This window comes from Bacteroides sp. RTP31139st1_H2_RTP31139_211217 (assembly GCF_040227615.1).
Classification (GTDB): domain Bacteria; phylum Bacteroidota; class Bacteroidia; order Bacteroidales; family Bacteroidaceae; genus Bacteroides; species Bacteroides uniformis.
This window is the reverse complement of sequence record NZ_JBCNZM010000087.1, coordinates 6,944-18,883: the sequence shown is the minus strand read 5'-3', so window position 1 is coordinate 18,883 and position 11,940 is coordinate 6,944. Positions and strand designations below refer to the sequence as shown.

The 11,940-nt window shown below is 41.2% G+C and carries 9 protein-coding genes and 1 tRNA gene; 4 read left to right on the top strand and 6 right to left on the bottom strand.

Features of this window, described 5'->3' with window-relative positions:
- Both ABUA47_RS14690 and ABUA47_RS14685 read right to left on the bottom strand, forming a co-directional pair.
- Positions 1-293 (bottom strand): DUF1016 N-terminal domain-containing protein (locus ABUA47_RS14690; RefSeq protein ID WP_349831727.1); only part of this gene is annotated, 293 nt, incomplete at its 3' end.
- 67 nt (positions 294-360) lie between these two features.
- The gene (locus ABUA47_RS14685; RefSeq protein ID WP_004292952.1) at positions 361-1,644 is read right to left on the bottom strand and encodes a site-specific integrase; all 1,284 of its coding nucleotides are present in this window, start codon (positions 1,642-1,644) and stop codon (positions 361-363) included.
- A 392-nt stretch (positions 1,645-2,036) separates the two neighbouring features.
- Here ABUA47_RS14685 and ABUA47_RS14680 point away from each other — a divergent pair, with 392 nt between their 5' ends.
- On the top strand, positions 2,037-2,912 hold the full coding sequence (locus ABUA47_RS14680; RefSeq protein ID WP_035448877.1) for a helix-turn-helix domain-containing protein: 876 nt from the start codon (positions 2,037-2,039) through the stop codon (positions 2,910-2,912).
- 41 nt (positions 2,913-2,953) lie between these two features.
- Positions 2,954-3,586 carry a helix-turn-helix domain-containing protein gene (locus tag ABUA47_RS14675; RefSeq protein WP_005831576.1) on the top strand — a complete coding sequence of 211 codons (633 nt, stop codon included), beginning with the start codon at positions 2,954-2,956 and terminating at the stop codon, positions 3,584-3,586.
- Positions 3,587-3,624: 38 nt separating this feature from the next.
- On the opposite strand, the gene ABUA47_RS14670 is transcribed toward ABUA47_RS14675, so the two are convergent.
- Complete coding sequence (locus tag ABUA47_RS14670) at positions 3,625-5,538, bottom strand: LruC domain-containing protein (protein ID WP_005831574.1); 1,914 nt, start codon at positions 5,536-5,538, stop codon at positions 3,625-3,627.
- A gap of 306 nt (positions 5,539-5,844) precedes the next feature.
- Between ABUA47_RS14670 and ABUA47_RS14665 the strand changes: the two genes are divergently transcribed.
- On the top strand, positions 5,845-6,846 hold the full coding sequence (locus ABUA47_RS14665; protein WP_008664940.1) for a beta-ketoacyl-ACP synthase III: 1,002 nt from the start codon (positions 5,845-5,847) through the stop codon (positions 6,844-6,846).
- Positions 6,847-6,987: 141 nt separating this feature from the next.
- Positions 6,988-8,490, top strand: a complete 1,503-nt coding sequence (locus tag ABUA47_RS14660) for a glutamine synthetase family protein (RefSeq protein ID WP_005832480.1) — start codon at positions 6,988-6,990, stop codon at positions 8,488-8,490.
- Positions 8,491-8,551: 61 nt separating this feature from the next.
- On the opposite strand, the gene ABUA47_RS14655 is transcribed toward ABUA47_RS14660, so the two are convergent.
- The 3 genes from ABUA47_RS14655 to ABUA47_RS14645 all read right to left on the bottom strand — a co-directional run.
- The gene (locus ABUA47_RS14655; protein WP_008664938.1) at positions 8,552-10,246 is read right to left on the bottom strand and encodes a B12-binding domain-containing radical SAM protein; all 1,695 of its coding nucleotides are present in this window, start codon (positions 10,244-10,246) and stop codon (positions 8,552-8,554) included.
- A 459-nt stretch (positions 10,247-10,705) separates the two neighbouring features.
- Positions 10,706-10,779, bottom strand: a tRNA-His gene (locus ABUA47_RS14650).
- Positions 10,780-10,869: 90 nt separating this feature from the next.
- Positions 10,870-11,940: CapA family protein (locus ABUA47_RS14645; RefSeq protein ID WP_349831724.1), on the bottom strand; the 1,071-nt coding region annotated here is incomplete at its 5' end.

Here is an 11,940-nt window from a genome sequence, read left to right as displayed (position 1 = left end):
GGATATGACCGTGCAAATTGGCACATATAAGTAAGGTTACGCTCCGAATAACCTTTCTTTTCGGGGTAATTGAACCGGATAGCCTTTGCCAGTTGCTTGATGATTTTGCTTCCCCAGCCTTGCAAGTTCTGATGATACAGGATATAGTTGCCCATTTTCCAGTAATGGAACAGCATTTGCGCATTGGCTGCGGCAATCAGCCGGACTTGCGCCTGTTCTATTTCCGAACCGACGGCATGAACAAATGCGTCAAAGTCCGTTCTTCCTATATGATATTCTCTGTTATTTTCCATTCTAATGTTTATTGTTGTCGCAAATATAATTCAAATAGCTGATAATCTATGAAACTGATTGATACTTTTATAGTTGGTTAAACTTGTTCATGGCATTTGCCTTAATATCATCCGCTATGTCAATATAGGGTTTCATGGCTTTATAGTCACTGTGCCCCGTCCATTTCATCACGACTTGTGCCGGAATACCGAGAGCCAGCGCATTACAGATGAATGTTCTTCTTCCTGCATGGGTGGTTAATAATGCGTATTTCGGGGTGACTTCATCTATACGTTCATTTCCTTTATAATATGTTTCCCGTACAGGCTCGTTGATTTCAGCCAGTTCCCCCAGTTCTTTCAGATAATCATTCATCTTCTGATTGCTGATAACAGGCAGTGCCATGTGGTTTTCAAAATGGACTTCCTTGTATTTTTCGAGTATGGTTTTACTGTGGTCGTTCAGTTCAATTATCAGGCTGTCTGCCGTTTTGACTGTGGTAACTTCGATGTGGTCGGGTTTCACATCGCTTCTTTTCAGATTACGAACATCTGAATATCGCAGGCTTGTGAAGCAACAGAACAGAAAAACATCCCTGACACGTTCCAGATATTGTTTGTCTTTCGGTATCCGATAATCTTTCAGCCTGTTCAATTCGTCCCAAGTCAGGAATATCACCTTTTTAGAGGTGGTTTTCAATTTGGGCTTGAAAGTGTCGTATGCAATATTCTGATGATGCCCTTTCTTGAAGCTCCAGCGCAGAAACCATTTGAGGAATCCCATCTGTTTGCCGATGGTGCTGTTCCTCATATCCTTTTTGTCACGCAGGAAATTTACATACTCGTTCAAGCCGAACTCGTTGAAGTATTCAAAGGTTACATCTTCCTTGAACTCTTTGAGGTGGTTTTTCACTGCTGAGAATTTCTCGTAGGTGGATGCCGTCCAGTTATTCTGATTGCCACACTCCTTTACAAACTCATCGAATACTTCCCAAAAACTTATTTGTGTTTCTTCCTGCTGCTCTTCGCTGGTGTCTTTCATCCGCAGGTTGAACGCATCCTTTAGCTGTTGGGTGGTCGGTATGGTTTCCTGTACCTCAAACTCCTTGAACACGTTTTGAATCTCGGCATAATATTTCAGCAAGTCCGCATTGATTTCGGATGCGCTTTGTTTTAGTTTGTTGGTGCATCCGTTCTTTACCCGTTGTTTGTCGGCATCCCATTTGGCTACGTCAATCCGGTAGCCTGTTGTAAACTCGATGCGTTGGCTTGCGTATATGACACGCATACGGATGGGTACGTTCTCTACGATTGGCACACCGTTCTTTTTCCGGCTTTCCAATGCAAAAATGATGTTACGTTTGATATTCATAATTGGGTGCGTTTGAAATTCTACACCCAAATATACACCCAATATTTGGAATAGCAAAAGATATTCAGAAAGATTTAGATTTACTCTGCGCTTTAGATAGTATATGATTATCAGTGATTTGCAATTTTATGATATTTCTTGAAAGCATAGGTTCGAGAGCCTGTCTCTCCGCTGAACTAACTGGATAATGAATAGGTAAGTCTCATAAATTCAACGATTTGTGGGACTTTTTTTATTCCATTATCTCTGCCCTATCGGATATTATTTAGCCCTTTATAGAATAAGAATTTATACTTTAGTTTTGACTGAACTTCAGTATATATGTGCAATTTTAGAACAAATAATCTAAAAATGATTTTTTTTTGTAACTTAGCATAATATTTAAAACAAATATGGTAAAAGCTACAAAAGATAATAGGCCTTTTTCAAGTGGTGTGTTTGATTTAGAGGGGTTCAATATTTATACAAAGGTAATTGATTTGCCTCTTGACGGGATTCCGACATATCTAGAAGAAGGGATAAATGGAGTTTGTACCGGAGGCTCTGCTCTTTTTAATGTGTTTTCTAATAAACGCAGGGTTGTGAAGAATGATTTGATAACTATTTTTCCTTATCAGTTGGCAAGTATAACCGAAATCAGTACAGACTTTGCCGTTATTTTCTTTAAAGTACCAAAGAAATTGTTTATGGATACCATTAATGGGCTGGGTAGGCTTACACTTGACTATTTTTTCTATATGAGGAAATATTATAGCTCTCCGCTCAGTGAAGAAGAGTATAAGCGCTTTGTTCATTTCTGTCATATATTGTCATGCCGTGTAGATTTATCTTGTGCCTTTCTTAGGAGGGAATCGGTGATGTATTTATTGAGGGTTTATTATTGGGACTTGTATGTGGGCTATAAGAGTAACCCCAAGGCTATGGCTTCCGTGAAGTTTGTACGTAAAGAGAAGCAGGTTTTTGAATTCTTTTATTTGGTTATAGAGTATCATACTATAAGTCGTGATGTGGCATTTTATGCAGATAAGATGTGTATCTCACCTAAATATCTGACAATGTTAATAACAGATAATACTGGTCGTTCGGCTAAAGAGTGGATTGTGGAATATACCATACTTGAGATAAAAGTCTTATTGAAAGACTCCAATCTTGAAATAAAGGAAGTGGTTTCACGAACTAATTTTCAATCGAATTCTACGATGACACGTTTTTTTCGTAAGCATACAGGCACTACTCCGTCAGAATACCGTGAGAGAATGTTTGTCTGATATTTGGATAATTTGTACTTATACCAAAAGGCAAGAAAGATATGAAAGAATATCTTAAAATAATAGATGAAATAATCGCTCTTGTGGGGTTACATTTAATTCCCAAATTTGTTAATCTATATCAAGGCCAGGTTGACATAAGATGTGAGGAAAATGATACTGGAGTCTTAATTAATATTATTGTGTCTTTACCAGATAAAAATGAACTGCAGGCTTTGCAAAATCAAGTTGGTATGGACTCACTACAAGCCAAACAGATCTTAGAAGGAATATTAAAATTGGAGAAAATGGATTCATGCAAACCATTGGAAAACAGACAACTGGAATTGAAACGAATTTGGCTTAACAAGCTTGTTTCAGTGTTGGAAGAGCATATGGAAAATACAGAGTTTAATGTTGCTATGCTCTGTCAACTGTTGGGAATGAATCGAAAACTGTTGTATCGAAAGATTAAACAGTTGACGGGGGTTACTCCAGTAAGCCTTATTCGGCGTGTTAGGATGATAAGAGCCGCTACACTTTTATTACAAGGCAGATTCACTGTATCGGAAGTAATGTATATGGTAGGCTATTCCAATCCTTCTTATTTTTCCAGGTGTTTCATGGCAGAATATAATATTTCTCCAAGTCAATATGCAATAATTCAAAAAAAAACAGGTGGAGCGTCCGAATAAGGGGGCACTCCACACATGATTCATTGTCTTTTGTTCTGTTATTTTTTATACCAATCCTTACAGTCATTTCCCATTGATTTTGCCCATGTAGCAAAACCGGGATATTGGCTGTCAATTCTGTTCCTTTCTGTTACCGGGGTAAACCCTAGCATCGGTATATCGATAGCAAATGGATATGCTCCTTTACGGTCGATATAGTAAGCATCATCATTGCTGCCAATCAATGACTGATTGGCATAAGCTGTAGCTTTGTGTTTGGGCAGATGAACCTCTGTGCGATTCTGTTCTCCTTGTGAATATTTTACGATGATGTATGGATTATAGGACAATAGCTGATTCTTTAGGAAAGAACCGTTGAATTCTCTGGTGACTACATATTTATTGCCTATATTCTGTTTGGCATTGGACATTACGATAATGGACGAAGTCTCTTTTTCCAATATTGCACCTTCCGGCAAAGTGATTTTATCGCCAATTTGTGCTGCATCTATCTGATAGGCAAATGCGTTAACATATGTAGCGCCATCATGTACCGGAGTGAATTCGTCAACGATCTTCGTTACTATATTCTTTTTGTCGAAATAGACTTTGCGTTCGTATTCTACAATTACGTCATTCATGTCATAATCGCCACCGGAAGGCCAAATATCTTCGAATGCCAGTGTGCCGGTAACATTTTCATCTTCATCGGGTTTGGGTTCTTCTTTATCACCTTCATCGGGAATAGACGGCCTTTCAGGATCGTCAATAGAACTTCCCGGAGTAGCATCTACATAAAATAAAAGGTCACAGTAGCTTTGATTTACACCATCTTCTGCTCCAAGAATCGTCTTGCCGCTTTTTTGGTCTTTAACAGAGACAAAGGCCGACATGTTGTTTTGGGGATTGGAAGTGCGAAGATTTGAATTGTATGGATTATATAAATCAGGCAATTTAAGATAATCTTCTAAATTATTTCCATAACCGTTCTTAAAACCGTCGGCATAAAGAAACCAGCCTACTGTATATCCTGCTGGGAATGTATCATGGGCTTGGCCGTCTTCATCGAAGTAAAGCAGACGAACTTTATTCCCGGATTCTAAAATCAATATTTGGCCGCCATACCAGTCAAAAGACACATTGGGGAATATAATGTATTTCCTCACTTGGTCTACATCGACGGACGTTCCGGTTTTATAAAAATAATATCCGAAAGTATTGTTATAACTTGCACTTCGATTGAGAAAAATGAGATTCAATGCGGTGTTGTCCTCCTTTATCGAAATATTGATAGTTTTTCCATTACCAAGTAATTTTGAATTGTCTTGTCCTCCTTTATTGAAGAATGTTTTCATCCGGTCTGTCAAATCCAAAATACTTTCATTACCAATATTTTTTTCCTTTGTCATATATTGGCTGTTCAGCTGACCTCCTTCTCCCCAATAGCACAGTGAGTATAGATTTTGGGATTTGTTTACTAAATAAGGTACATCAGACGAAGCGCGAGTGACAGACTTTGTTTTAGGATTTGATTTTGCCGACATGTCAAAAATGACAGCATTGTCTTTAATTTCAAGTTCTATGCATCCCGGCAATCCCCATGTCGCAGTATATAAATAAACTTTATTAAGATAGGTAGGAAGCTGCATTTTTCCCTCATACTTACCGCTGTTGTCGGTATAGGTTTTGAACAAGGCTTCTATACCCTCTTTCTTTATCGGCGTACCTTCCACTGTTTCCATCGGATTTTCACCGTAAATTTCTATCAAAGGAGTAAACCCGTAAATGTCATAGTTGACAGAAAGCCGGACATCACTGCGCATCTCAAAGCCGAAATATTTATCCGGGTCAGGAAGAGGTTCTTTTTCACGATTCGGGTCGTATACGTCTTTCTCCATACAACCTGTCATAAGGCCTGAAAGTGCAAGCACTAAAATGAAAGCCCCAATGCTAATTAAGCGGTTTTGTTTCATAAGATATAAAAATGTTATGTTAATTTTATTTGTATGTATTTTTGATTAGTTACTTGCTCTTTAAATACCCGATACATTTTATTATGCAAATTTAGTCTGTATTGCTCAAACTCATTGATACAAAATTGACAAAAGAATGATAGAAAAAGGACAGTTGATTTTTTTTGTATATCCATGTGATAGTTTGTCGGGAGTGTCTTTTTGTTCTTCCTTTATTGGATTTTACCCTCTTTTCAGTATATTTGCGCTCGGCGTTTTAAGAATATTATCTTTGAGCCGATTCCAATACTAAACTAGATAGAATTAATGGAGAAAATAAATGCAGTAATTACGGGAGTGGGAGGGTATGTTCCTGACTATATTCTGACCAATGAAGAAATATCCAAAATGGTAGATACGACAGATGAGTGGATAATGGGGCGTATCGGTATAAAGGAAAGACGTATCTTGCACGAAGAAGGATTGGGGACTTCGTTTATGGCCCGTAAAGCTGTAAAACAATTAATGCAACGTACAAAATCTAATCCTGATGATATTGATTTGGTGATTGTGGCCACTACAACGGCCGATTATCATTTTCCTTCAACAGCATCCATATTATGTGAGAGAGTAAAGCTTAAGAATGCTTTTGCTTTTGATATGCAGGCTGTTTGTAGTGGCTTTTTGTATGCATTGGAAACTGGAGCCAATTTTATCCGTTCGGGAAAATACAAGAAGGTCATTGTAGTAGGGGCTGATAAAATGTCGTCGGTGATTGATTATACCGATCGTGCCACTTGTCCGATTTTTGGTGACGGTGCTGCCGCTTTCATGCTGGAACCCACCCGGGAGGATATGGGAGTAATGGATGCCGTATTGAGAACAGACGGGAAAGGTCTGCCCTTTTTACATATCAAAGCGGGAGGCTCCGTATGTGCTCCATCTTACTATACACTGGACAATCGGATGCATTATATTTATCAGGAAGGACGTACAGTCTTTAAATATGCTGTGGCCAATATGGCAGATGCTTGTGAGGCGGTCATGGAGAGGAATCACTTGGCGAAGGAGGACATTGACTGGGTGATTCCCCATCAGGCAAACATGCGTATAATTACTGCAGTTTCGCAACGTTTGGGAGTATCTCCCGAAAAGGTAATGGTCAATATAGAACGGTATGGAAATACAAGTGCCGGCACGCTTCCATTGTGTGTATGGGATTTCGAGGATAAGCTGAAAAAGGGGGATAAACTGATTTTTACAGCATTCGGAGCAGGATTTGCTTGGGGGGCTATTTACGTGAAGTGGGGATACGACGGAAAAGGTTGAGGCTCTCTGATAAGATTTAGGTTGTTTGTTTCTTTTCTGATACAACTTTTAGTATCTTTGCGAAACAGCAGTTTTTTATTGTGACAAAAAATTGCATGTGTTTTGTTAACCATATAGAAAACTAAAAACAACCAGCGTATTATGAACCAGGAATTATCCATGAGCCCCAATTTATTGGTGGCTGCCCTTCAAAAACCGGCTTCCGAATTTACGAAAGCAGACATTGTTTCCTATATAAAGGAGAATGACATTCGTATGGTGAACTTCATGTATCCTGCGGCAGACGGGCGACTGAAGACACTGAACTTTGTCATCAATAATGAAGCATACCTTGATGCCATACTTACATGTGGTGAACGCGTAGATGGTTCCAGCTTGTTTCCGTTTATAGAGGCCGGTAGCAGTGATTTGTATGTAGTGCCGCGTTTCCGGACCGCTTTTATAGACCCTTTTTCTGAATTGCCCACACTGTCAATGCTCTGTTCTTATTTCAATAAGGATGGTGAACCGCTGGAAAGTTCTCCGGAATATACCCTGCGTAAGGCATGTCAGGCATTCACTACGGTTACGGGGATGGAATTTCAGGCTATGGGAGAATTGGAATATTATGTCATTTCTGAAAATGACGGATTGTTCCCGGCTACCGACCAGCGTGGTTATCACGAATCGGCCCCTTATGCCAAGTTCAATGATTTCCGTACGGAATGTATGTCATATATTGCGCAGGCAGGCGGACAGATAAAGTATGGGCATTCTGAAGTCGGTAATTTTACGCTGGACGATAAGATTTATGAGCAGAATGAAATAGAGTTCCTGCCGGTGCGTGCCGAGGAGGCTGCTGACCAACTGGTGATAGCAAAATGGGTTATTCGTAATCTGGCTAGCCAGTATGGATATAACATTACTTTTGCACCGAAAATCACGGCAGGAAAAGCCGGTTCCGGATTACATATACATATGCGTATCATGAAGGACGGGCAGAACCAGATGCTGAAAGATGGGGCACTTTCTGAAACAGCCCGTAAGGCCATTGCGGGCATGATGAAGCTGGCTTCTTCCATTACGGCTTTCGGTAATACAAATCCTACTTCCTATTTTCGTCTGGTTCCTCATCAGGAAGCACCGACCAACATTTGCTGGGGCGACCGCAACCGTTCGGTATTGGTACGCGTTCCGTTGGGCTGGTCGGCAAAAACGGATATGTGCATGTTGGCAAATCCGTTGGAGACCCCAAGTCATTATGATACTACACAGAAACAGACGGTGGAAATGCGTTCGCCTGACGGTTCGGCCGATTTGTATCAATTGATTGCCGGACTTGCTGTAGCTTGCCGTTATGGATTTGAGATAGACGATGCTTTAGGAATTGCAGAAAAAACATATGTCAATGTAAATATCCACAAGAAAGAAAATGAAGATAAGTTGAAACAACTGGAACAGCTTCCTGATAGTTGTGCCGCTTCTGCCGATTGTTTGGAAAGACAGCGTGCTGTCTTTGAGCAATATCATGTGTTCAGTCCTGCAATGGTTGATGGGGTTATTTCCAAACTGCGTTCTTACGAGGATAGAACCTTGCGTGCAGAGATACAAGACAGTCCGGAGGAGATGCTGAAACTGGTCGAGAAGTATTTCCACTGCGGATAGGAGAAGAAATGAGGGCATAACTCACCGCAGGTTACACAGATTGCTATAGAATTTCTGATAATCAAGAACTTTTATCTGTGTTAATCTGCGGTGATTGTGTATTTTGACACCTCTCCATTATTTCTTTGGCTTTGAATACTGGTTCTGCTTTTTGTATTTCCGATTCGAAGCCGAACCAATAACCATTTTGGGTATTGTCGTCAATGGGTAGAAAACATAAGCGGAGGCTTTCTTTGTAGTTTCCATAGATGACTTCCCAATATTCCGGTGGCATCTGGCGCTTGGTCTTGACTTTCTCTGCTGGTTTTTTCTTTAATGACATGCCTGCCTCTATCCAGGCAATGGTGACCATGATTTTATAGGCCGGATAATGCATACTGCAGAATTCATAGAGTACGAGGCCTCGCTTTTCCAGGCTCATGGGCTGGTCTATAAGATTTTTATCGATTAAAAATTCCAGAAAGCGACGTAGGAAGTCGTTGTCATCCAGAATCAGCTTGCGGGTGATGGCTTGCCAAGCAGTTGTGTTATAGAATCCATCCAGAAGACGTGACAGTTGCCGGGCTGTTTGAAGCTCGTTGACACTGATTTCATTTGTTTGAAGCACTTCATAAGGGGGGAGAGGAGAATATCGGATGCCTAGTTCTTCCGCTCTTCTTCTCATTTCTGTGCCGGGAAGTAACTTCAGGGATTCAAGCTGTATCTCGCCGGCATTGTATCCGGCAAGTGTACGCACATCTTCAAATATTTCGGATAGGCGGTATAGAGGCAAGCCGGCAATGAGGTCGGCGTGTGTTTCCATATTGGGTAGGGAACATAGGAAACGAAGACCTTGCAGTGAGTCCTCCAGGCTTCCCATCCGACGGCTTTTCTGGAGGACCGGTTCGCGCAGGCTTTGAATACCGGCCTCGAGATGGAGCAATCCTTTAGGTAGCTTTTTCAATTCATTTTTCAGCTCTTCGGATAATAGTGCAGGGTGTATTTCTAAGTGAAAGCATATGTCCGGGTTGAATTCCAGGAAAAGTTGCAGTAATTCTTTAGCACGGCGCGGATTATAATTAAAGGTCCGGTCGAGGACGCGTACGTTTTTTATTCCATGACTGTGGATAATTTGAAGGCGTTCACGGATACTTTCAATGGACAGTGTGCGCACCGGTTTTTCTTCACCGCTGACGCAGAATGCGCATGTGTTGAAACAGCCTCGGGTAGTCTCCAGTTGTACGAATGGTTTGCTCCAATTGAAGAAACTGCTGTTTTCCGGTGGTACGAGCCGGGAAAAGTTAAGTACACGGGCTATGCCGTTGTCTATATATTGCTTTTGAGGATTCATATAGCAGAGTCCCGGAATACTGTTCCATTTTTCCGGCTGGTTCCAGCAAGACAGCCATTGGGGGAATGCTTCTTCTCCCTCTCCCCTGAATACGCAGTCGATGAAAGGGTTTTTATGCAGAAAGTCTTCATTGTTTCCTAAGAATTCAGGTCCGCCCAAGATGAAGCAGCTATTGGGAAGCAATGCTTTTAATCTCGCTGTTATGTGCAACAGTTGTTCGTGGTTGAACAACCATGTTGTTGCGGCAATGATGTCGGGTTGGTGCCGGTATATTTCGTCGACAATCATTCCTACGTTTTCATTGATGGTGGCAGATACGATTTCCCATTTTACGGAATTGTTTTTTGCTATTTGTGCGTGCAGTGCAGGGAGTGCCAACGAAGAGTGTGCATACGAGCTATTGAGGTCTATCCAAAGAATTTTCATGTTTAATTGAGTTTCATCTTTGCAAAGATAACTGATTTTGCTTTTCGTATAAACAAAAAGGGTTATATTTGCATGACGGAAATCGAAAATAGTAAAGTGTTGGTATAGAATGTTCTTTGAAAGATGAAATATTTCTTTTGTATTCTTATTTCTATAAGGTGATAACGGGTTGTCTTATCACTGGCTTGATAAAGTAAGGAAGGAAGTACTATTAAGTGTGATTGATACAGAATGCAAAATATCGGAATAAGTTTCCAGCTATTTTGAACATTTTGAGAAAGTAAACTCTTTTGTACAAGGACTGGTTTAGGTAATTGATTCCTTCCTATGATGTAGGGATACTCTGTGAGGAGTATCCCTACAATTTTTTACATTGATTCCACGTTGCCTCCCTTTGGGGGATTGTTTGGACAATAACAAAAGAAGAGGAATATTCTTTCGAATTTCCTCTTCTTTGCGGGTGGCAGATGGGACTCGAACCCACGACATTCAGAACCACAATCTGACGCTCTAACCAACTGAACTACAGCCACCATGTTAGTGCATTTCTTAAATGCGGTGCAAAGATAGGGATAATCTTTAATATTGCAAAGAATGAGACGAAAATTTTTGAGATTTCTGCATTATTTTTTCTTCTCGTAGATACCTATATTGTGCTGCTGGAGCAGCTTTCGAGAGCTTTTGACAAAGATTTCCAGGTGTTTACGAGCTTCCGGCGTTAAATGTTCTGTAGGAAAACTGGCAGGATAAAGAATGTAATTTTTTTCTTTAGTAAGTTCCGGCCGGCCGGTCCAGACCAGATTATATCCACAATAGGAAACACGACAGTATGGAAAAGGCAGAGGATTGGAGTCTGGTAGAGGCGTCTGACTCTGACCGGTGTAAGAGGGACGGATGGGTTGGGGGAGAGGATGTTTCTCCAACTGCAAAGTGAAGATGAGGCCGCCGTCAGTGTTGGCCTTGCTCATATTGGAAATGAAGTTTCCCAAGGAGTAGACTATGATGTGCTGTTCGGTACCATTGGTACGTAGTTCCATCGGTTGAATGACGTGAGGGTGTGAACCGATAATATGTGTTACGCCTTGTTGGAGCAACCAGTTGGCCAGTTCGCGTTGCTCACGGTTGGGAAGGGACTGATATTCCTCTCCCCAATGCATGCAGGCAATAATGGCATCCGGTTGGCGTGCCTTGGCACTTTGGATATCTTGCAGGATGGTATTCTTATCAATATAGTTTACGATATTGGGAGAGGTAGCCTTGATACCATTGGTGCCGTAAGTATAGTTGAGTAGGGCAATGCGAAAGCCGTTTCTGTTGATGAACAGGGGATAGCGTTGCCTGCGCTCCGACAGATTCTTGTAGGTGCCTGCGTAACGAATACCGGAGGAGTCAAGTAATTGTATGGTACGCTCCATTCCCTTTTTTCCACGGTCCAGACAGTGGTTGTTGGCTGTCAGTAAAATATCGAATCCGGCGTCCTTTATGGCCTGAAGATATTCATCGGGGGCGCTGAACATAGGATAGCCCCGATAGGGCCTGCCCCCCAATGTGACTTCCAGATTTCCTATGGCGAGGTCTGCCTGGGATATTTGCTCTTTTATGAGGGAGAAGCAGGAGGAGTAGTCATATTTTCCTTCAGATACACGTGCTGCGTCTATTTGTGCCTGGTGCTGCATCAGGTCACCGACAAATAA